The sequence below is a fragment of the Flintibacter hominis genome (assembly GCF_014287965.1).
Taxonomy (GTDB): domain Bacteria; phylum Bacillota; class Clostridia; order Oscillospirales; family Oscillospiraceae; genus Lawsonibacter; species Lawsonibacter aceti.
Genome location: NZ_JACOPO010000013.1, coordinates 1 through 20432, shown reverse-complemented (window position 1 = coordinate 20432; position 20432 = coordinate 1). Strand labels below are relative to the sequence as shown.

Here is a 20432-nt window from a genome sequence, read left to right as displayed (position 1 = left end):
CTCAGCCTCCTTTCGGCATCAGCGCCGACAACGCTTCGCGCAACTCCTGCAGCGCCTTCGTCCGGTGCCGCTGAACGGCGCTCCGGGACATCCCAACGAGATTGCCGATCTCACCGTCTGCCAGGTCCAGGGTGCAGTGCAAAATCATAATGCTCTGCTCTGTCTGCGGCAAAGCGGCAAAAGCCTCGGCTACAAGCTCGTTGTCAATATGTAGATCGCAGCCGTGCGACGAGAACACAATGCTGTCGCTGGGGTAACAATCCACGACGCAGAGCTTGTCCAGCTCCGCCTGGGACAAGTCGCTAAAGAAGGCTTCACGCTCTCTCTGGCGTTTCATGTTCCGCAGGTAGGCTCTGGCCTCGTTTCGCAATACCTTCTTGCAAAAAGCATCGAACCGGCATTGCTCGCCATAGTCGCGGGGGTTAGATTCCATCAGTTTCACCCCCTTTCCATGGGGGGATCAGGTGGTTCTCTCCCTTTCCGCTACTACCAATCCTGCGAGAGCGTGTTCTGCCCGCTAAACGCCTCCTTTTTGAAGAAAATTTGAGAAAAGCAATGGCCAGCCATCCCGACCGCAGGAAACTACAAAAAGCACCCGGCAGGTCACAGACCCACCGGGCGCAATAGCAAGCAATATGAAGTTTGTTTACATGGTATAGTTCATACTCATGGCCGAACATCTCCGCCGACTGGAACGAGCTTTTTTTGAGCGGCTAGCCCTTGTCAGATCAGGCGGTGACAGCATCCGGTGCAGCATGGCGGCATCCTCCTTCTATGCCGCCGTGGAAGCTGTCAGGGCAAAGAAAAACGGCGGCCTTGATTACTCAAAGCCGCCGTTGGTCGTATGGGCGCGTCAAAAGGGCTGCTGGACGACGGCTTTTTTTCTTTGCCGTCGTCCGGCAGCTATCTCAACATATTGTGTCTGAAAGAAGTCGTTACGCGTTAATGCTTCCTTTTTTCCTTATAAAAACTGTCCCTGTCAAGGCAGCTGCAAGACTGGCTACTATATGACTAATCAGTACCGCAACCCAAATCCCGTTTAGACCAAAGCCCAAATAAGATAGCAAATAGGCCAAAGGTATCCGAACCACAATGTAATAGAAAATCATCAAGAACATACTTTTTGACGGCTTTCCCATGCCGTTAAGCGCACCCAAATAGCAGTTTGTGACTGTGTTAAGAACATAGCCGATGCTGACAATCAGAAAATATGTACCGACAATAACCGCAACATCGCTGCTTCTGACGAACAGACCGGAAAGCTGTTTGGAAAATCCAACCACTAGAACAGAGAGGATTACAAGCAGGCCACGCCCATATCCCAAAGCGCATTTCAAATAGTCTTTCGCTCGATCATATCGCGCTCCACCAGCGCATTGGCCGATGATGGTGGTTAAAACCATGTTCAGAGCCATAGCCGGATAGAACAGGATGGTTTCCAGTTTTCCCGTTACCCCATAAGCCGCGATTGCCGTTACACTATATGTACTGACGAGTGCTGTAAGGGAAGTTGTGCTGATTGCTGGAATGCTTTGCTGAATTACAGAGGGAATTGCTTTTTGAATCAGCAGCAGAGCATCATTACTATTAAAAGCAGAGATTTTGAATGTAAATAACTTTTTCTTTTTCAGATAGATCAGCATAAACAGCAGGCAAATCATCTGTGAAAGCAATGTCGCAATCGCTGCACCATGAAACCCGATGAAATGAATAAAAATGGGATTGAGAATTGCGTTCAAAATGGTTGATACAAGCATTGCAACAGCCTGAAACATGGAATTACCAAAGCTGCGCAAAACCGCAGTGAAATACAAGTAGAGGTAAACTGCCAGATAGCCAAGGATATAAATTGCCAAATAGCTGTATGCCATATCATAAGTTTCGGCAGGAGTGTTTAAGGCTTTCAAAATTCCCGGAAGAAAAATTTCAAGCAAAATGGTGACAAGTAGGGAAAATGTCACTGCTACGCAGAACGATGTGGCTATCAAACTTTCGGCCTTTTTCTTATCCTTTGCACCAATGGCTTGGGAGATCAAAATAGACACACCGTTTGTTGCTCCCATTGCAACAGAAGTCAAAATTAAAATAATGGGGGTAGAATTTGTTAAAGCGGCATAGGCCGTTTTACCGAGCAGATTTCCGATCCACAGACTGTCTACAAGGTTATACATCATATTAAGGAACATGGCGGCAATCATTGGGAGCGCCATTGCCATAAGGCAGCGCTTTGTGTTGCCACCTATAAAATCAATTTTCGTTGGCATAAATCGTCTATCCTTTCCGCGGTTAATGAATGAACAACATTCATATCAAAACTCAAAATAAACGCCGCCGCTTGCGGTGCACTTAGTTGAATGAAAGTTATTCATTTATTGCTTTTTGAAAATCCCCCGTCCCAAAACGGGGGATCATCTCAAAGGTGAAGTGCAAATATGAGAAATTCACGAATCCGTTTGGATTTATCTTCTTGTGTAAGATCGTCTGCCAATAGAATACCAAGCTGCCCATATACGCAAAACATCGCAGCGGCCTGTAAATCATCAAACTGAATTTCGCCTTTTTGTTTGGCGCGTTGCAGCAGTTTTTCTACAAGCGGCACCAACTTCTCGCATACCTTGAGGGCGAGCTGATCGTGAAATTTTCTGTTCTCCGTTCCATGAAAAACAGAATAATATTTTGTGTCCTGCTTTTCCATAGTGGTAGGCATTTCTTCAATGATCTGACGCAAGGTTTTGCGGTCGTCTTTTTCGGCATCCGCGAATTGCTCTACTAACACATCGGCATATTGTGCAATCGCACAGTCAAATAAAGCCTCTTTGGACGGAAAATAGCGATAGCACAAACCTTGTGCCACGCCGATTGCTTTTGCTATATCTGCAATCGAGGTTTTTTCATAGCCGTTTTCCCCAAACAATTTGAGGGCAGTGTCTAAGATTTCCTGTTTCCGTACTTCCGGCTCTTTTGTAACTCGCATAGTTTTGAGCCTCCTTTTTTTTATCATATCACCCCCACACGAAAAAATCAATGAGTGAATATCAATCATTTTGCGCCCATAGCAATATACGCAGTATTTCCAATCTGCTCCCACGATACATTACGAAAATATTCTGAAAGCATAGAAACAATTTCTGCTTCGGAGTAAATCTTAACATCTCCCTCTTTGCTGTGACGCATATAGAAATTCATAATGATGCGCCCTACAAGTGGCTGCCAGCAATCGCCCATCAGGAATGTGCCGCCGGGTTTCAATACCCGATGTACTTCGCTTAGAACATTCCGCGGAGCAGGATAATGATGAAACGAATCATTGCAAAACACCACATCAAAAGTATTGTTCGGAAATGGGAGCGACTCACTGTCCCCCAACAACACTTTCACTTGCTCCGGTAACTTCGACTTTGCAACATGAAGCATTTTTTCCGACAAGTCAATTCCATATAATTCTTTTCCAACATCTTGTTGCAAAATAAGTTTCAACATCTCACCAGTTCCGCATCCTAAATCAAGGGCAGATTGGAATGGAATGTGCGACAGCTTTTCCAACAGGACAGGATAAAGGGAACGGGCGTGCTTGCCCTTAATATCTTTGTCATAGGTAGCAGCTTGTTGGTTAAAGGCAGCCTTTGAGTTTTCTTTTGCAGTATTCATGGCATTGACCTCCTTTCCATCTATCAGTATAACACCATTTTTTGAAATGTCAATGAATAATGTTCATTCAGTTATATGAATTATAAAATTTAATCTACCTGCATATAGCAACATTCCGTCGACATACTATGAACTATACAATGTAAATGGGTGATGTTATATGGCGAGAGTTGAAGATTGCCCCGGCTTTGAAACTTTCGGTGCGGATGTGAAAGCTGCGCGGAAAGCAAAACATCTGACGCGCAAGGCGCTGGCCGAAATGGTAGGAATTGAATGGCGCTATCTTGCCAATATTGAAAATAAGGGCACGATCCCCAGCTTGCCGGTTATCATACAGCTTATCAAAGTGTGCGGACTTCCCGTGGAACGATACTTTAATCCAGAGGTCATGCGGGAGGAAAGCGCACAGAGACAGCGTATCAGCCACAAACTAAAACTTTGTCCAGAGCAGTATTTGACCGTCATCGAAGGTGCGCTTGACGGGGCGCTGAAAACTGAAAAATCAGCAGATGAAACGGAGGGTGTGTGAGCATCCTCTGTTTTCGTTTCTCCAGGGCGGCTCTGCCGCCCTTTTCTTTTTTGAAAAATCGGGGATTTTGTGGGCAGATGAAGATGTTCCCGGCATTGTATTTACGGGGGAAGGAGCGTAGAGCAAGCACAGCAAGCGAGTACCCGCTTGCGATTTTTGGCTTTAGGGAACCCTCCTCCTAAACCCTAAAAATGCTTGTTGGGAACATCCCAAACCCTGATACGAAAAGAGGCGAGATACCACGATGGCAAACAGGAAACGGAATATTCAGGTAAAGTTCTATGTCACCGCCGAGGAAAAGGAACTGATGGAGCAGAAGATGGCCCAGCTCCAGACAAAGCGGATTGGCGCCTACCTTCGGAAGATGGCGATTGACGGATATATCATCTATGTGGACACCAGGGACATCAAGGAGATGAACAAGCTCCTGTCCGCCATTGGCCGGAACATAAATCAGATCGCCAAGCGGGTCAACGCCGGAGGCCCTACTTATCAGGCCGACATGGAGGAGATCCGGGAGAGATTGGAGCAGATATGGCAGTTACAAAGACACATCCTATTAAGTCAACGCTGAAAGCGGCGATTGACTATATCTGCAATCCCGACAAGACGGATGGAAAGTTGCTGGTGTCCTCCTTCGGCTGCACAGCGGAGACCGCCGACATTGAATTTGAATGGACCCGCCGCCACGCCATCGACAAGGGAACGAACCTGGGCCGGCACCTCATCCAGGCGTTTGAGCCTGGGGAGGTCACACCGGAGGAAGCCCACCGGATCGGCATGGAACTGGCGCGGGAGGTCCTGGGCGGCAAATATGAATTTGTCCTCACCACTCACATTGACAGGAATCACGTCCATAATCACCTGATCTTCAATGCGGTCAGTTTCCAGGACCACCGGCACTACCATTCCAACAAGAGAAGCTACCATGAAATCCGCCGCACCAGTGACCGGATCTGCAAAGAGCATGGCCTGTCCGTCATCGTCCCCGGCCGGGATAAGGGCAAGAGCTACATCGAGCATCAGGCGGAACAGAACGGCACCAGCTATAAGGCGAAACTGCGCTCCGCCATCGACCGGCTCCTGCCCGGCTGCACCGACCTGGAGGACCTGCTCCGCCGCCTCCAGCGGGAAGGGTACGAGCTGAAACGGGGGAAGTACATATCTGCCAGGGCTCCAGGTCAGGAGCGGTTTACCCGGTTGAAAACCCTGGGTGCGGACTATGCGAAGGAAGCTCTGACCGCCCGGATCGCCGGCAGGCCAGGTCCTTCCCGCCAGCCGAAACAGCTCACCGGGAGACCCAGTTTACTCATCGACATCCAGAACAACATCAAAGCCCAGCAGAGTGCCGGCTACAAACATTGGGCAACCATCGAGAACCTGAAGCGGGCAGCGGAAACGCTGAACTTCCTGACGGAGCACGGCATTGGAAGTTTAGAGGAATTGTCCGAGCGGTGTGATGGAGTGGCAGCCGCCACCGCCAGGGTAAAGGCGGATCTCCGGGCAACCGAAAAGGAAATGGAGCGGCTGACCATCACCATGAAGCACGCTGCCACCTATCGTCAGCTTCGCCCCTTGTATGACCAATACCGCCAGTCCAGGGACAAGGAGAAATTCCTCCGGGGGCATGAGAGTGAGATCATCCTGTTCGAGGCAGCGGCAAGGGAACTGAAACGGTTGAACGCCGTACCCCTGCCCGCCGCCCAGCGGCTCCGGGCCGAAATAGATGAACTCACCGTCAGAAGGGCCGCCCTGCAATCGGAATACAGGAAGGCTCAACAGAAAGAACGGGAGTACGACACCCTCAACCAAAACGTCCGTATCTTACTGGAACGGTCAGAGGATGTTGTACTCCCGAAGGAAAAATCGAATGAACTCGAATAAATGAAATAATTAGCCCAGTTGCCAACGGGCGCTCTCACTCTGGAGTTCCACCATACGGCGGTAGAGGCCTCCGCGTTCCATCAGTTCCGCAGGCGTACCCTGCTCGGCCACATGGCCGTTTTCCAGCACAACGATGTGGTCGGCTCCTGCCACGGTGCGCATCCGGTGAGCAATGACCAGCACCGTCTTGCCTGCCAGCAGGCGGGAGAGCGCACCCTGCACCTTTGTCTCATTTTCCACATCCAGGCTGGCAGTAGCCTCGTCCAGCAGGACGATGGGGGCGTTCTTCAAAAGAGCCCGGGCGATGGAGATGCGCTGCCGCTCTCCTCCGGAGAGTTTTGCGCCGTTTTCCCCGATGGGGGTATCATATCCCTGGGGCAGGCGGCGGATGAACTCCCCGCAGTTGGCGGCCTCAGCCGCGGCCCGCACCTCCTCGTCGGTGGCGCCTCGCTTGCCCAGACGGATGTTCTCCATCACCGTGTCGTCAAATAGCACCACATCCTGAAACACCATGGAGTAATCGGTCAGCAATGCCTCCGGGTCCACCGTGGAGATGTCCACGCCGCCTACCTTGATGCTTCCCTCTGTTACATCCCACAGCCGGGCAGCCAGTCGGGCGCAGGTACTCTTACCGGACCCGGAAGGACCCACCAGGGCAGTCACTTCGCCCTCCCGGGCGGTAAAGCTCACACCGTCCAGCACTTTTTTCTTGTCATAGGCAAACCCCACATGGTCGAACTCAATATCGTGTCCCTTGGGCTGAAACACCTCTGCACCCTCAGCCGTGGGGGTGTCGTAAATCTCGTTCATGCGGTCGGCGGATACTTGGGACACAAACATCTCAGCGATGAGAGCCAGGCTCTGGTCAAAAGGCGCATACACGCGGGTGATGACCAGCAGGAACAAAAACAGCAGCATGAAGTCGATTTGCCCGGAAAGAATCAAGCCGGCTCCCACCAGAATGGTGGTAGCTACCCCCAGACGCATGATAACGCTGGCCGCATTGACGAAGATGCCGGTCCCCAGCTCGCCCTGGATGGTGACCTTCTCATGGTCATCGATCTTCTGATTGAGCTCGGCCAAATAGCGCTCCTCCTGATTGGTGGCGCGGATCTCCCGGACATTTTCCAGAGCTTCCTGAATGCCGTCGGAGACGCGGATCGCGGCTTTTTTCGTCCGCTCGGAGGTCTGGGCGGAAATTCTCCGGGTGCCGAACAGCAGGCCAAAGGCCACCGGCACACCCCACAGGCAGGCGATGGCCAGCCGCCAATCATACACCAGCAGGCACACCGCGATAATCGCCGTGGAGAGATAGGCACCGTACAGATAGCCCAGTACATGGGACCAGACATGCTCCATGCGGTTCACATCGCCCATAATGGTCTCGGTCAGATCCGCCAGATCCCGCTTGCCGAAGTAGCCCAAAGGCAGTTTGCGCAGCCGCTCCGCCAGACTGAGACGGGTGGATTTCACCTCGTTATAGACCAGTCCGTAGGTGGCGTAGTACTGCTGCAGATGAGTCACAAAGGAAAGAATCAGAAACACAACCACCAGCCCAAGCAGGAGGGCCGCGTTGGGCAGCGGCTGGTCGTCTGTAAAGGTTTCCACCAGGCCGTACATCAGCAGATACAGGATGCTCATGCCGCCCATGACGATAAGGTTGACGATGACCGTCCAGAAGGCTCCTTTTTTGACATTTTTTACGCCATGGTCGGTGAGGGCGTATTTCCGCTGAAAGTTTTTGCTGAACATATTCTTCACCCCTCTCTCACTGTTCGCTGGTGATTTTCCACTGGACCGCCTGGTTGTAATCCGCCCACATCCGAGCATAGAGGCCACCGGCGGCAGTTAGTTCCTGGTGGGAGCCCTGCTCCACGATGCGTCCCTCCTCCAGCACCAGAATCTTGTCCGCACCGACCACAGTAGACAGGCGGTGGGCAATCATGATAACGGTGCGGCCACGGGTCAACTCGGTAAACGCCTTTTGGATCAACGCCTCGTTCTCAGGGTCAGCAAAGGCGGTGGCTTCATCGAGAACCACGATGGGTGCATCCTTCAGGATGGCCCGGGCCAGGGCGATGCGCTGCTGCTCGCCGCCGGAGAGATAAGTCCCCTCGGAGCCAATCAGGGTGTCCATGCCCTGGGGCAGTTTCTCCAGAATGTCCCCACACTGAGCGGCCATCAACGCCGAGAGCACCTGCTCCCGGGTGGCGTTGGGACGGGCGGCCCGGACATTCTCCAAAATGGAGGCTTTGAACAGGCGGCTGTTCTGGAACACAAAGGCAATCTGATCCATGAGCACATGGGGATCGATCTGCCGCACATCCACGCCGCCCACCTTCACCACGCCAGAGGTGGCGTCCCAGAAGCGGGGGATCAGGCTGGCAGCGGTGGTCTTGCCGCCGCCGGAAGGGCCTACCAGGGCTACGGTCTGTCCCGGCTCCGCTGTGAAGGACACATGGGAGAGGGCGGAGGTCTGGGCTCCGTCGTAAGTAAAACTCACATCTTCAAATTCTACACGGCTGCTTCCGGGGGATTGGGGGTGTTCAGGAACTTTCAGTTCAGGGGCGCACATGACCTGGCCAATGCGCCCCAGCGCAGTACTGGCCAGCATCATACCAGATGCGGCAAACATGATTTTGGCAAGCGCGGTGGAAATGATGGCGGAGAACACTGCGTAAAAGGCGAAGTTTGTAATAAATCCCGCAAAGTCACCGCCGGCCAGAGCTCCGGGAGCCAGGAAAAGAGCCACAGGCACCAAGAACACAAAAGCGCCCTCGGTAAAGGTCAGATTGATGGACTGGGGCACACGGCACACATCGCCCTGATAGTGCTCCGCTTTGGAACTGTAATCCTCAATGGCCTCCTGAAAGGCTTTGAAGGAATAAACGGTCTGCTGGAAAATCTTGACCACCGGAATGCCCCGGACATACTCGGTGCCTGCCTTGGTCATGCGGTCCTGGGCTGCCTGATACTCTGCCATCAGTTTGGCGTTTTTGCCGCCCATCATGGAGAACATGGCAATCATGGAAATCACCGCCGCCAGCAGGCAGGATGCGCCCATCCGCCAGTCAAAGACGAACATCAGCACCAGCATGGACACAAACAGGGTGATGGTGCCTACGATGTCCGCCAGATTGTGGGCAAGCAGGGTCTCGGTATCGGCCGCCGCCGCATCCAGCCGTCCCCGGATGAGACCAGAGGCGTTGGAGTCGAAGAAGCCCAGAGGGGCTTTCATCACATGGGCGACGCCCTGCTTGCGGATGTTGGCCGCTGTGCGGAAGGCCGCCAGATGGGTACACATCAATCCTGCAAAGTACAAGACGATGCCGGCCACCGCAAAGGCAAACGCCAGCCAGCCGTATTGTGCGATGTCCTGCGCCCGGGTCCAGTCCGGCGCTACGGCGATCAGATCCCGGGCCACCAGCCAGATACAAATGTAGGGTGCCATGCTCAACAGCATGGACACCGCCGACAGGGTCAGCCCCAGGAAGGTCAGCCCTTTGTGACTGCCTGCGTAGTCCAGCAGGACCGCAACGTCACTCTTTTTCTTCTGCTTCATGGAAAAACCTCCTTCTTCAAGTTAGCAATAACTAACTAATATTCAAAAAAGATAGGGGTCATCCCCCCATCAATTTCAGCCATCCACCCGTGTAGAAAGTTCGGAACTGTTCTACATCCCGCAGGGCCTGCTCTTTCGGCATATCATGTACGACGATCTCAAAAAGGCCGTTGAACATTCCGCTGGCGATGATGTGGCAAAGAGACTGGCTCAGTTCCGGGACCTCCCGGCCCAGGCGGCGGAGAACATCCATGTAACGGAGCGTGTACTCCACCTCCACCTCTACCATGTTGTGGACAAAGTGCTCGTAGCTGGTGCCCTCGGCCTTGCACAGCAGCAGCTTCACCGGCTCCCGGTGGTCGTAGATATAGTCCACCATCCAATTCACGCACTGGCTGGACTCCAGCCCCATGTGCTCCGGCTGTTCCTGCTCAGGCAGTTCGGAAAAGGAAGTCTGCGCCTCCATGAACCGCCCCATCAAAGCAGCCGCGTGCGGCTCCACGATGGAGGCAAAGAGCGCCTCCTTGCTGGAGAAATAGCCGTAGAACGCACCAGTGGTTACCCCGGCATTTTTCACGATCTGCCGCAGAGAAGCCCCTTGAAATCCCTTGTCCAGAAATTCGGCCATGGCCGCCTCATGGATTTTTTTCAGTGTGGCGTTAGACTTTTCTTCCATAGACTCTCTCCTTATAACAGCGTTATATAACACTGTTATAATACGACTGGAGCGGCAGTTTGTCAAGTGGAATACGAAAAAAGCCCGGCGCATACGCGCCGGACTCTGTCAGGAAACTTTATTTTGCTTTTTCTGGGGCAGGGCGGTCATGCTGTGGAGGCTTACGCCAAGGGTAGACAGGTTGTGGAGCATGGCGGAGGTGGTTGGAGGCAGGATGCCTGCCACGCCAAGACCGATCAGCGCCCCGTTGAACCCGATGACAAAGCGGTAGTTATTCTGGATGCGGTACATTAAGCCCATGGCCAGCTGCCGCAGGCGCACCAGCTCCCACAGACTGTCGGCAGCAATGGTGATGTCGGCGATCTCCCTGGCAATGGCCGCCCCGTCACTGATGGCGATACCGGCGTCCGCCTCAGAGAGGGCCGGAGAGTCGTTGATGCCATCCCCCACCATCAGTACGGTGTGCCCCTCCCGCCGCATGGCGGCCACATACTCTGCCTTATCCGCCGGGAGAACCCCGGCCCGGAAGTCATCTACCCCCAGTTGCTCCGTAATGGAAGCGGCGGTACGGGGGCTGTCCCCGGTCAGCATCACCAGGTTTTTTACGCCCAGATTCCTCAGGGCAGAGAGGACCGCCCGTGCCTCCTCTCGCAGAGGATCGGAGATGCAGATCACGGCGGAGAGTACCCCGTCGATGGCAAGATAGAGTTGGGAGAACTCAGGGGGTAGCGCGTCGAACTTGGCCCGCTCCTCAGCAGGAACTACGCACTTTTCATCCTCAAAGATGAAGTGGGCGCTGCCGATGCGCACCTGCTCCCCATCCACTGAACTGGCGATGCCGTGGGCCACCAGGTACTCCACCTTGGCGTGGCGCTCCTCGTGGCGCAAGTCCCGGCGCTTGGCCTCCTCCACTACGGCGTTGGCCATGGAGTGAGGGAAATGTTCCTCCAAACAGGCGGCAAGGCGCAGCATCTCCGCCTCGTCCTTCCCATTGAAGGGGATGACGCGGGCCACCCTGGGGCAGGCATGGGTGAGGGTACCGGTCTTATCAAAGACAATGGTATCCGCGCTGGCCACAGCCTCCAGGAACTTGCCTCCCTTGACCGTGATGTGCTCCCGCCCCGCCTCACGCATGGCAGAGAGCACCGCTAAGGGCATGGCCAGTTTCAGGGCACAGGAGAAGTCTACCATGAGCACCGACAAGGCCCGGGTCAAGTTCCTGGTGAGCGCAAGGCTCACCAGGCTGCCGACAAAGGTATAGGGTACCAGTTTGTCTGCCAAGTTGGACGCTTTGGCTTCGGCGGCGGACTTCATCTGCTCTGAACGCTGGATCATCTCCACAATCTGGTCATAGCGGCTCTGGCCGGAGGCCTGCTTAACCTCCAGCACGGACTCGCCCTCCTCCACCACAGTGCCGGCATAAACCGCGCCGCCGGGACGCTTGGCCACGGGGACGGATTCGCCGGTGAGGGATGCCTGGTTGACGGTGATCTCCCCCTCCGCCACCACGCTGTCCAGGGGGATGACGCTTCCGGCTCGAACCACGACCCGGTCGCCGGGTCTGATCTGGCCGATAGGGGTGAGCACTTCACCAGCCTCGGTTTTCAGCCACACCCGATCCACATGGAGAGACAGGCTCTCTGCCAGGTCGGCCACTGATTTCTTTCGTGTCCAATCCTCCAGCAGTTCACCAATCTCCAACAAAAACATGACAGTGCCGGCAGTACCGAAGTCCCTGCGGCAGACGGAGATCCCGATGGACAACGCATCCAGCATCTCCACCTTGATCTGACGATGTCCCAGACAGCGCAGACCTCTGTGCAGAAAGGGGATCATGTGCCAAACAATCCGGGCGATCCGTAGCGGGGCGGGCAAAAACAGGGCAGCGGTTGCTTTCACCGCCACCTTGCCTACCAGCTTCTCTTGGAACTCTCGGTTCAGAGTCCGGGTGCTGTGGCCGGGCAGAGTGACAGACGACTCCGCCCCGGCCCAGGTGAACGCACCGAGGGCGGAGAGGACGGCTTCCCGGTCTCCCGTATAGGTCACGATGACGCAGCAGGTGCGCTCATGGACCACGGCCTCCCGGGTCCAGGGCTGTCCCTTCAGCCAGGTTTCCAGCAGATCCGCCTGGCGGATCGTCATGTTTTTTTGTCGGAGCCGCAGGCGCATCCGGCCCCGGCTCTCATGTACGATGGTCGCTCTCATGCGAGCCTCCTTCCACAAAAAAAGGAGCCGTTTTCCGGCTCCCTTCCGCAGTTTTTAGGCTTCCTGGCCCTCCATCTGGGCCTCGGCTTCCTTGGCGTCCCGGGCCTCGTTGATGTCCTTGGCAGCGGCCAAAATGTCGGCAGCGTTCTCCTGAACAGAGGTAACGGTCTCCATTACGCTGTCTTTCATCCGCAGACCTGCGGCAGTGATATGAGTATAAGCCTTCTTGGCATCTTTGCTGGTGAGCAACTTGATACCGGCAGAGCCAAACAGGGCTCCGCCCACGAAGCAGGCCAGTCTGACATAGTGTTTCATCATGGGAACCTTTCCTTTCAGCTATATGCTTATTTGTGTTTGTAGCCCGTAATCATCACCATGACCATGCAGATCACAGCGCCCCAGGCCCAGAAGCGATGTTGTTTCATTGAGATCTCCTCCTGTTCGGAAACAAACACGTCCCGCTGTGTGTTGAAACATTATAGCAGATGGGATGCCCCGTGTATCACCGAATCGGACGATGTTATGCCGGTTCAGACATTTTTCGATACACGGTTGGTGACATGCCATACTGCCGCCGGAAGGCGGCGGAGAACTGGCTGGCACTGCTGTATCCCACTGATTGGGCTACCCCCAGCACACTAAGGGAGGAGTCCCGCAGCAACTCCGCCGCACGCTCCATCCTCCGCTGCTGCAGCCAGGTGTGAACCGGCAGTCCATACAGGCGACGAAACCCCTCCTTAAATGTCGTTGCGGAGAGACAGGCGCGGCGACTTAAGGTTGAGATGGCGAGAGGCTCGTCCAGATGCGCCTCCATGTATCGGCGGGTTTCTGCCAGGGTCCGGGTCATCTCCGGATCCAACATCGGGGCCATTTCCGCCGCTAGTTCCCCCGGGGCAGAGAGCAGATACAGCAGTTCTACCGACTTCCATACGCACCAGCGCGCCCGCTCGCTCTGGGGTAAACGATCCAGGTCGGCAAAGGCCGCCTGGCTCCAGTGAGAGGGACCCTCCACGGCGCAGCCGCCCCGGCTGACCATCCACCGCCGCACTTGATCCGTGTTCAAGGCCAAACCGCCCAGCAGGTTGCAAATAGTTTTTAGACTCTCCCGGGCGCCCCGGGCGTCCACCGCCACCAGAACACCTTTTAAGCCGGTCTCCACTTTGGCATCGGTCAGATCAGAAATGTCGGTGAGGAGAAGCACCTGCCGGGTACCGAGCCGCAGAACCGTACCATCCCGCCGGGTCAGAGTGATTCCTCCAGCGAGGCAGAACAATACCTCAAAGTGCAGAGGCTCCAGCCGAAGGGGCAAAGGGAATGTCCTCTCGCTCAGGGAGAACAGGCAAGCTCGCGCGCCAGGCATCACTTGTGTCCATTCTCCCTGTTCTGACAAAAATTCTGCCAGCATCCGCTTGCCTCCTCTCCATTGATCTGCGTCTCAGATACTTATCGGCCAAACAGCCCTTTCTTCTGCCAAGACTCCTTCCAAATCTCCCCCACATCATAGCCAGTGGCGGAAATAGCCGCCCGTAAAGTCTCTTGATCCAGTTCAGCTTCCGTGATTACCACAGTCTCTTTTTTACTCCGAGATGAGGTGACCTTCTTCACCGGAAAGGCTTTCCGCACCGCATCGTTCACATGGCTCTCGCACATACCGCACATCATGCCGTCTACTTGGATTGTGTATTTCCACATCTTCTGTTCCTCCATTCTTCTTAAAGTCCGTTTCGCTGGTTCCAGCATATACGGTACACTTCATCAGAAACATTCCAATGGTTGAATCGTAAGTCAAATGCTGTACTCAGCCGCACCATTTTCCTCTTTTTATGAGATACCACCCAGTTCTTCATTTTCTAAAAGGCTGCTGTTTTCCCGCATCGCCAGCACGCAGAGCCAATGCTTTTTTGCATTCCGATTTACGATGACCTCAGAAAAACCTGCCTCGGTGAGAAAACGGGCAAGTTGGTCTCCATCGAAGATCCTCATCCCATCAATGACAGAAAGCCACTTGCTGGCGTGGGGATCTTCTCCGTCCGACTCATTGACGATCAGAAAGGCACCACCCGGCCGTAAGGCGCGATACACCTCTCGGAAACTCTCCGTGGGACCAGGCCAGAAATATACCGTTTCAAATGCGGTCACCAAATCAAATGCGCCATCCTCAAAGGGAAGGCAAGACACATCCCCCTGTATGATACGGCAGCGGCCGGCTTGCAGCCCCTTTCGGTTCACACATCTGGCCTTTTCCACAGATATTTCTGAATAGTCCAAGGCGGTGACAGTCGCAGCAGGGTATTTTCGCAAAAGGGCTCGGATATTCCGCCCACCACCGCAGCCCAGCTCCGCAATCTCGGTTGGGCCAGTTTCAGGCAAATAGCTAAGGCCCCAATCCGCAAGGGCAGCATGGGCACGATTCATGCTGCCCACCATGCACCTGCCCAGCAATCCTTTCGGCTTGCGGGTATTGTTGAAAAAAGCCTTTAGTATTCCCATAACTGCCTCCATAAGTCGGAATTGTGGTTAGTAATAACTAACTACAATTTATTATAAATCCTTTCTTGCGGAAAAGCAATATACAAGTGTGTTATCACGCTGCTTTACACTATGGAAATGTGGAAAACGGCCGCTACACCGATGGAAAACAGATATTCACGGCCCGATGGAAAAGCTGCCAGCTTTCCCACAGCCCGCAAACATCGTTTCCCACAGCTCCGCCTTATTAACCGTTGACACACATTCCCACAGCGCCTACTACTGCGAATATCCTTCATGTCTGATCCTGATTGAAAGAGAAAAAAAGAAGCGGGAGCGTCACTCTCGGCCAAAACCGAAGGAGACGCTCCCGCTTTCACTTTTAATGTATAGAACTGTGTGATATAATGACTGTTATCAGAATATTGGGGGGGACTCATTTGCTAAAAAGTTATGCAGATATTATGAATGATATTTCTCCTGATGAACTATACAAAAGATTGCTTGCATATGGGCTTTTTACAGAAAAACTTCCACCCATTTTAAGCTCTGAGGCATTCTACAATTATTGCATAACCCTCAATACCCCTTTCGCTGATGGGTGGAGACAATATATTTATCATGAAAGCATGAGGAATATAAATGTCCCACGTCCGTTGGGTATTCCAAATCCGATGGCTTATCAGAAATTGTGTCGGTGCCTTGCAGATAACTGGGACAAGCTCCAAACTCATTTTTCAAATCAAACTTCAAATCAAAATTATAAAATCAGTCGTATTCATATTCGGAAACTTGGTAAAAGCAAAACCCTTTTTTCAATGAGTTATTCTAATTGGAAAACAGACGGAACCCCCGAGCCAGACTTGCTGATAGGAAACAGGTATATTGTCAGAGCAGATATTTCAACCTGTTTTCCAAGCATTTATACTCATGCAATTCCTTGGGCGTTGGTTGGAAAAACATATGCAAAAGAACACAGCAGAAAGAGTGACCAGTCAGAGTGGTATAATCAGATTGACCATTTAACACAGAATTGTAAGAACGGGGAAACGCATGGTTTGCTAATTGGCCCTCATGCTTCAAATCTTTTATCTGAGTTGATTTTAACTGTTATTGACAAGCGCCTTTATGATGCTGGTTGGCGATACATCAGAAATATTGATGATTACACTTGCTATGTGGACACATATGAATCAGGGCAAAAGTTTTTAATCGCATTGGGAGAAGAACTGCGCAATTTTGATCTTTCCTTAAACTTCAAGAAAACAGAAATTGAGGAACTTCCCGTCGCATCTGTTGAACAATGGGTACGCAAGATAAATTCCATATCAATTATGCAACGGAATGGGAAACTGGACTTTATTGGTGCCAGGGCATATTTGGATTCAGCTATTGAACTGATGCAAACAAACAAAATGAACTCCGCCATTCTGAATTATGCTATCAAAGTATTAGCCGGGCAAGAATTAACCCCCAATGCTAAAGAGTATTGCATTAAAACCATATTTCACCTTTGCCTTATCTATCCTTATCTAGTCCCTTTGCTTGAAAAAAGTGTCTTTGAAAAATTTTCTGTTTCAGGTGTAGAAATTGAAAAGCTATCCCAAAAATTATTTGAGAAAGGATTGGATGAAAAGAATTATGAGCTAATATGCTATGCACTATATTTCTCAATTAAATATGGCTTTGAAATTGTTAAAGTCGATCCAGATGACGCTATAGCCAGTAACTCATGCCTATTCAAACTTTTTGCCTTTTTGTATTTTAAGAAGAATAACAATGACACCGCCAACAAGAAGATGAAGAGTCATGCCCGAAATCTGGCCTCAAATGAGGATGATTTTAACAGGAATTGGTTATTTGTCTATGAAATCCTCCCACAAAGTGATTTGAAAGGTGAATGGAAACCTCTAAAAAGAGCTGGAATATCCTTTGTAAAATATCCATAAAAAAACGGGAGCGCCAACCTCGGATAACTACATCCGATGTTGACGCTCCCATTTTGCTTGACAAAAGGTGAAAATCCGGCGTTTTTCCTATGCAGAAACGCCCTGTCGAATCATACTGCCTCTACACAGAAAATCCGCCACAGGCTGTTTCTTCGCCCATTTTGAACCCTAATTCCCGCACTTTTTGGAACGGCTGGAAAGATAGTGCGGACAGGACAACACCACCGCCCGGAAACTCTGTTTACAGGGATGGACACAGCCCTTGCAGAGCTTGTTATACTGGCGTCTGCCGTTCTCACCCAGGAAGAACGCCCATTCCAGACGCCATTTCTTGCTCCGGCTCATAAGTCATGCTCCGGGGGCTTCTTCTGCGGGGCGGGCTTGTCCGGGCTTTTCCGTTCCGCGCACTCCCGTTTCGCGTCCTTCAGCCGCTCCCGGATGGAGGGCTTTTTCTCCGGCGTGGTCCTGCGCGCCTCGGTCTGGGCTTTCTCCAATTCCTCACCACGGCGGCCGTTGTTGATGATCCCGTCGATCATGCCATAGTCATCCTCCAGGGTCATTTCCGCCGTGCGCAGCGGGTTTTCCGGCTCCACGGGGACAGACACGATCTGCCCGTTGATGCTGGCGAACAGCTCCGGCCGCTTGAATTGCTCGGTGTACTTCTGGATCATGTCCGGGGGCAGGGACGCGAAGCTCTCCGGTCCCAGGCCCACCACCAGGAAGGTGCCTGCTACAATGTCGTAAATCTCCCCATGCTCGTCCCGGAGGGAACGGTTCAGATCCAGACCAATGAGCTTGCCTTCATCGTTCAGCACCAGCCCCACCGGATCATCAAAGGGATAGGAGGCGGCAATATCACCGCCCACCTCCGCTTGCAGCGCATGGAGGCCAGGGTCGATCTCTTTCACATAGGGCTCCTTCATGGGCTCCACCACCAGGACGGTCAGCTTCTGCGGCGTGGTATGTTCGGGGGCGGCTCCGCTGGGGATGGCAAAGGCGCGGCTGCCGTTGGCCATGATGAGATACTTTCCGTCCTCGGACTCGTGGTGGAAACCGTATCCGGCTGCCTCCATCTGTTCCCGGCTCATATCCGTCACATGGAAGGTACCCCTGGGTGTCCGCACCGTCTCGCCGGTCTCCCGGTCATCCGGGGTGGGTGCCGCTTGCTGCCCGTACAACTCCGCTTCATACTCCCGGTTTGCCTGTTCCGCAAAGGACAGCATCTCGTCCACATGGGATTGATCCGGGTTTTCGATGGCCTCCCGGATCGCCTGCGGGTCCACATCCAGAAATTCCTCATAGCCAGTGGCGTCCTTGAACTTCTCGATCTCCGAAGGCAGATAGTCCTCCTGGGTCTGCCCCAGGGCGGCCAGTTTCTCGTCCAGGGCGGAGATGCGCCCGGCCATCAGGTTCTCGTAGATTTCTTCCTTTGCCGCGTGTTCCTCCAGATGCTCGGCGGCATACTGCGGATCGTTCTGCCGGAAAAACTCGTCCATATCGTAGGCAAGGTCCATGGCCCATTCCGAAATTTCTTCTTTGGGGACGTCGTCCTGAAAGGTCATCACCCGGTATTCCTCCGGGATGCTGCCGCGCTCGCCATCGTAATACTCATGGAAGCTGTCCCCGGTATCCCGCACATAGCCCAGGTCGGTGAACTGGCCGCTTTCCTCCAGGGCAATGTCCCGTCCGTATGCCTCATAGTCGATGTAGTTGCGCAGATGCTCCGGCACCTGCATGGCGTCCAGTTCCTCGATGTAATACCGGCCCAGATCATCGTGGTCGTGGATGTCGGGGTAAATATCGTAGCAGTCCAGGTTCTCCGTCAGGTTGATAAGTTCCTGGATGCTGCCCGTGTGATCGCCGATCTCCATGGCCGCCTGGAAACGCTCATATTCATCCTGGCTCATATCATCCAGTTTGGAGGCCAGGTAGTTCAGTTCGTCCAGGTTGGCATACTCGCCCAGCAGGTCATAGAGGCCGTCCACATAGCAGTCGTAGTCCGTGATGAACCATTCCTCATAGGGCTGCCCGAAGTCGTCCTTCGCACCGATCCCGATGCGCTCAAAGACCTTTTTCAGTTCATCCGCCGTGGTGGGGAACTTCACCCATTCGCCCACAAGGGCGCCCTCATTGTATTTGCCCAGGTTGGTGATGAAGGCGGCAAAGGGATAATCTTTGTCATAGTCATAATGGGGCATAACGACACCTCCTTACAGTTCCGGCGCAGACTTTTCCCGATGGGGCTGCGCCTTGCTCTGATTGGCACACTCTTTCCGGCTCTGCTCCAGCCGCTCCTTGATGGAGGGCTTTTTCTCTGTCTGTCTCTCCCTGGGGCGCTCATGTTCCCACTCGTCGCCGGAGAGGGTGAGATACCCTTTACTGGTGAAGCACCCCTGTTCCTCATGCATGGCATGGTTGCCAAAAGGAACGGGATCAATGGCGTCCAGCAACTCCGGGGGCAGAAGGACGTCCAAATGCTGCGCCAGATAGCGCCAGCCCACATCCTCCACCTTGCTGATGTTGGGCTCCAGGACAAAATACTCGGTGTTGGCGGGAAACTCCCGGAACTGTTCCAGGGTGGTCAGTCGGAAGGGAGACTCCTGGACAGCGGCCAGGAGGTCACGGTCCTCCGGGGAAAGTCCGGCAAGCGCCTGGGCCACCGCCTCCAGCTCGCTTGCGTCACCGACTGCGGGGAGCGGCGGTTTCAAATGCTCCATGAAGTTGACCTCGGTTTTACTTTTTGCCATTCACACCATCCTTTCGTTTGGGAAACTCCAGCTTGAAATTGACATACTTGCCGCCGGTATCGTCCAGAATCACCACTGCGTCATAGGTGGAACCTTTCTTCTCCGACCACATCCCCTTGACGGAGGTACGGCCTTTTTTCAGAAGGTCGGCCGCCATTTTCCGGGTCATTTCCTTGCGGCGGCTGGTCCAGAAACGGTCATTCTTCCACATGACGAACTGACAGGCACGGTCCGAACAGGCGAAGTTCTTCTTGCCCTCATAGTCCGGCTTGCCGCAGCGGGGGCAGAGGCCCACCGTCTCCTTCTCCGGCTGGAACAGCTTTTGCCCGTCCTCGGAAATGTGGGAGTAGTTCCGCACCAGCTCCGCCGCTATTGCCTCGATCCCGTCCATGAAGTCCTCCGGCGACGCCTGACCCTTGGCCACCTCGTTCAACCGCTGCTCCCACTCCGCCGTGAGCTTGGGAGAGGTCAGCAGTTCCGGCAGCACCGTGACCAGGTTGACACCCGCCTTTGTGGGGATCAAGTTCTTGCCCTTGCGCTCCACGAATCCGCCGGACACCAGCTTTTCAATGATGGACGCCCTGGTCGCCGGGGTGCCCAGGCCCTTGCGCCCTGCGTCGTCCGGCATATCTTCCTTGCCTGCGTTCTCCATGGCCGACAGAAGGGTGTCCTCTGGTACGCTTTGTCAAGGGTGTTTAAGAAATTTTCTCGCAGTCATTCAAAATAAGCCGCTTGATTTTGTCGCTCATGGTTTCTTTGCTCG

General features: G+C 53.5%; 20 protein-coding genes and 1 pseudogene. 4 read left to right on the top strand and 17 right to left on the bottom strand.

What is annotated here, in order from left to right:
* Position 1 precedes the first annotated feature (1 nt).
* The 4 genes from H8S11_RS13055 to H8S11_RS13040 all read right to left on the bottom strand — a co-directional run bounded on the left by H8S11_RS13055 (position 2) and on the right by H8S11_RS13040 (position 3648).
* On the bottom strand, positions 2-433 hold the full coding sequence (locus H8S11_RS13055; protein WP_186853444.1) for a sigma-70 family RNA polymerase sigma factor: 432 nt from the start codon (positions 431-433) through the stop codon (positions 2-4).
* Positions 434-935: 502 nt separating this feature from the next.
* Positions 936-2264 carry an MATE family efflux transporter gene (locus tag H8S11_RS13050; protein ID WP_186853429.1) on the bottom strand — a complete coding sequence of 443 codons (1329 nt, stop codon included), beginning with the start codon at positions 2262-2264 and terminating at the stop codon, positions 936-938.
* A gap of 149 nt (positions 2265-2413) precedes the next feature.
* Positions 2414-2974, bottom strand: coding sequence for a TetR/AcrR family transcriptional regulator (locus H8S11_RS13045; RefSeq protein WP_186853428.1), 561 nt, complete (start codon positions 2972-2974; stop codon positions 2414-2416).
* 65 nt (positions 2975-3039) lie between these two features.
* The gene (locus H8S11_RS13040) at positions 3040-3648 is read right to left on the bottom strand and encodes a class I SAM-dependent methyltransferase (protein ID WP_186853427.1); all 609 of its coding nucleotides are present in this window, start codon (positions 3646-3648) and stop codon (positions 3040-3042) included.
* A 160-nt stretch (positions 3649-3808) separates the two neighbouring features.
* Between H8S11_RS13040 and H8S11_RS13035 the strand changes: the two genes are divergently transcribed.
* The 3 genes from H8S11_RS13035 (at position 3809) to H8S11_RS13025 (ending at position 6061) form a co-directional block, all read left to right on the top strand.
* Positions 3809-4177, top strand: coding sequence for a helix-turn-helix transcriptional regulator (locus H8S11_RS13035; RefSeq protein WP_186853426.1), 369 nt, complete (start codon positions 3809-3811; stop codon positions 4175-4177).
* Between the two features lie 244 nt (positions 4178-4421).
* The gene (locus tag H8S11_RS13030; protein WP_186853425.1) at positions 4422-4751 is read left to right on the top strand and encodes a plasmid mobilization protein; all 330 of its coding nucleotides are present in this window, start codon (positions 4422-4424) and stop codon (positions 4749-4751) included.
* A complete protein-coding gene (locus tag H8S11_RS13025) occupies positions 4712-6061 on the top strand; it encodes a relaxase/mobilization nuclease domain-containing protein (RefSeq protein WP_186853424.1) in 1350 nt (449 codons plus the stop codon). The genes H8S11_RS13030 and H8S11_RS13025 overlap by 40 nt, the downstream gene beginning before the upstream one ends.
* 9 nt (positions 6062-6070) lie before the next feature.
* On the opposite strand, the gene H8S11_RS13020 is transcribed toward H8S11_RS13025, so the two are convergent.
* From H8S11_RS13020 to H8S11_RS12985, 9 genes are all read right to left on the bottom strand, one after another.
* Positions 6071-7813, bottom strand: a complete 1743-nt coding sequence (locus tag H8S11_RS13020) for an ABC transporter ATP-binding protein (RefSeq protein WP_186853423.1) — start codon at positions 7811-7813, stop codon at positions 6071-6073.
* A 16-nt stretch (positions 7814-7829) separates the two neighbouring features.
* Positions 7830-9623, bottom strand: coding sequence for an ABC transporter ATP-binding protein (locus tag H8S11_RS13015; protein WP_186853422.1), 1794 nt, complete (start codon positions 9621-9623; stop codon positions 7830-7832).
* A gap of 58 nt (positions 9624-9681) precedes the next feature.
* Positions 9682-10299, bottom strand: coding sequence for a TetR/AcrR family transcriptional regulator (locus H8S11_RS13010; protein WP_186853421.1), 618 nt, complete (start codon positions 10297-10299; stop codon positions 9682-9684).
* 108 nt (positions 10300-10407) lie between these two features.
* Positions 10408-12504: a heavy metal translocating P-type ATPase gene (locus tag H8S11_RS13005; RefSeq protein WP_186853420.1), complete on the bottom strand. Its 2097-nt coding sequence runs from the start codon at positions 12502-12504 to the stop codon at positions 10408-10410.
* Positions 12505-12558: 54 nt separating this feature from the next.
* Positions 12559-12819 carry a DUF6110 family protein gene (locus tag H8S11_RS13000; RefSeq protein ID WP_186853443.1) on the bottom strand — a complete coding sequence of 87 codons (261 nt, stop codon included), beginning with the start codon at positions 12817-12819 and terminating at the stop codon, positions 12559-12561.
* A 29-nt stretch (positions 12820-12848) separates the two neighbouring features.
* The gene (locus H8S11_RS14365; protein WP_491745580.1) at positions 12849-12929 is read right to left on the bottom strand and encodes a DUF6219 family protein; all 81 of its coding nucleotides are present in this window, start codon (positions 12927-12929) and stop codon (positions 12849-12851) included.
* Between the two features lie 95 nt (positions 12930-13024).
* The gene (locus H8S11_RS12995; RefSeq protein ID WP_186853419.1) at positions 13025-13909 is read right to left on the bottom strand and encodes a helix-turn-helix domain-containing protein; all 885 of its coding nucleotides are present in this window, start codon (positions 13907-13909) and stop codon (positions 13025-13027) included.
* A gap of 38 nt (positions 13910-13947) precedes the next feature.
* Positions 13948-14196: a heavy-metal-associated domain-containing protein gene (locus H8S11_RS12990; protein ID WP_186853418.1), complete on the bottom strand. Its 249-nt coding sequence runs from the start codon at positions 14194-14196 to the stop codon at positions 13948-13950.
* A 129-nt stretch (positions 14197-14325) separates the two neighbouring features.
* On the bottom strand, positions 14326-14994 hold the full coding sequence (locus H8S11_RS12985) for a class I SAM-dependent methyltransferase (protein ID WP_186853417.1): 669 nt from the start codon (positions 14992-14994) through the stop codon (positions 14326-14328).
* A gap of 419 nt (positions 14995-15413) precedes the next feature.
* On the opposite strand from H8S11_RS12985, the gene H8S11_RS12980 reads away from it, so the two are divergent.
* Positions 15414-16922, top strand: coding sequence for an RNA-directed DNA polymerase (locus H8S11_RS12980; protein ID WP_186853416.1), 1509 nt, complete (start codon positions 15414-15416; stop codon positions 16920-16922).
* Positions 16923-17263: 341 nt separating this feature from the next.
* Here the strand turns inward: H8S11_RS12980 and H8S11_RS12975 are convergent, their stop codons facing one another.
* The 4 genes and pseudogenes from H8S11_RS12975 to H8S11_RS14320 all read right to left on the bottom strand — a co-directional run.
* Positions 17264-19120, bottom strand: coding sequence for an antirestriction protein ArdA (locus tag H8S11_RS12975; protein ID WP_186853415.1), 1857 nt, complete (start codon positions 19118-19120; stop codon positions 17264-17266).
* Between the two features lie 12 nt (positions 19121-19132).
* Complete coding sequence (locus H8S11_RS12970) at positions 19133-19669, bottom strand: hypothetical protein (RefSeq protein WP_243201061.1); 537 nt, start codon at positions 19667-19669, stop codon at positions 19133-19135.
* Positions 19656-20354, bottom strand: a pseudogene (locus tag H8S11_RS12965) (DNA topoisomerase); the annotation flags it as partial. The pseudogene H8S11_RS12965 and the gene H8S11_RS12970, both read right to left, overlap by 14 nt.
* Positions 20355-20364: 10 nt before the next feature.
* Positions 20365-20432, bottom strand: a 68-nt coding sequence (locus H8S11_RS14320; RefSeq protein WP_436233174.1) for a hypothetical protein, incomplete at its 5' end; no start/stop codon positions are given.

What these genes read in the sequence shown, in the direction of transcription:
- H8S11_RS13055 (WP_186853444.1), bottom strand. Translation starts at nt 433, where the DNA reads ATGGAATCTAACCCCCGCGACTATGGCGAGCAATGCCGGTTCGATGCT.
- H8S11_RS13050 (WP_186853429.1), bottom strand. Translation starts at nt 2,264, where the DNA reads ATGCCAACGAAAATTGATTTTATAGGTGGCAACACAAAGCGCTGCCTT.
- H8S11_RS13045 (WP_186853428.1), bottom strand. Translation starts at nt 2,974, where the DNA reads ATGCGAGTTACAAAAGAGCCGGAAGTACGGAAACAGGAAATCTTAGAC.
- H8S11_RS13040 (WP_186853427.1), bottom strand. Translation starts at nt 3,648, where the DNA reads ATGAATACTGCAAAAGAAAACTCAAAGGCTGCCTTTAACCAACAAGCT.
- H8S11_RS13035 (WP_186853426.1), top strand. Translation starts at nt 3,809, where the DNA reads ATGGCGAGAGTTGAAGATTGCCCCGGCTTTGAAACTTTCGGTGCGGAT.
- H8S11_RS13030 (WP_186853425.1), top strand. Translation starts at nt 4,422, where the DNA reads ATGGCAAACAGGAAACGGAATATTCAGGTAAAGTTCTATGTCACCGCC.
- H8S11_RS13025 (WP_186853424.1), top strand. Translation starts at nt 4,712, where the DNA reads ATGGCAGTTACAAAGACACATCCTATTAAGTCAACGCTGAAAGCGGCG.
- H8S11_RS13020 (WP_186853423.1), bottom strand. Translation starts at nt 7,813, where the DNA reads ATGTTCAGCAAAAACTTTCAGCGGAAATACGCCCTCACCGACCATGGC.
- H8S11_RS13015 (WP_186853422.1), bottom strand. Translation starts at nt 9,623, where the DNA reads ATGAAGCAGAAGAAAAAGAGTGACGTTGCGGTCCTGCTGGACTACGCA.
- H8S11_RS13010 (WP_186853421.1), bottom strand. Translation starts at nt 10,299, where the DNA reads ATGGAAGAAAAGTCTAACGCCACACTGAAAAAAATCCATGAGGCGGCC.
- H8S11_RS13005 (WP_186853420.1), bottom strand. Translation starts at nt 12,504, where the DNA reads ATGAGAGCGACCATCGTACATGAGAGCCGGGGCCGGATGCGCCTGCGG.
- H8S11_RS13000 (WP_186853443.1), bottom strand. Translation starts at nt 12,819, where the DNA reads ATGAAACACTATGTCAGACTGGCCTGCTTCGTGGGCGGAGCCCTGTTT.
- H8S11_RS14365 (WP_491745580.1), bottom strand. Translation starts at nt 12,929, where the DNA reads ATGAAACAACATCGCTTCTGGGCCTGGGGCGCTGTGATCTGCATGGTC.
- H8S11_RS12995 (WP_186853419.1), bottom strand. Translation starts at nt 13,909, where the DNA reads ATGCTGGCAGAATTTTTGTCAGAACAGGGAGAATGGACACAAGTGATG.
- H8S11_RS12990 (WP_186853418.1), bottom strand. Translation starts at nt 14,196, where the DNA reads ATGTGGAAATACACAATCCAAGTAGACGGCATGATGTGCGGTATGTGC.
- H8S11_RS12985 (WP_186853417.1), bottom strand. Translation starts at nt 14,994, where the DNA reads ATGGGAATACTAAAGGCTTTTTTCAACAATACCCGCAAGCCGAAAGGA.
- H8S11_RS12975 (WP_186853415.1), bottom strand. Translation starts at nt 19,120, where the DNA reads ATGCCCCATTATGACTATGACAAAGATTATCCCTTTGCCGCCTTCATC.
- H8S11_RS12970 (WP_243201061.1), bottom strand. Translation starts at nt 19,669, where the DNA reads ATGGCAAAAAGTAAAACCGAGGTCAACTTCATGGAGCATTTGAAACCG.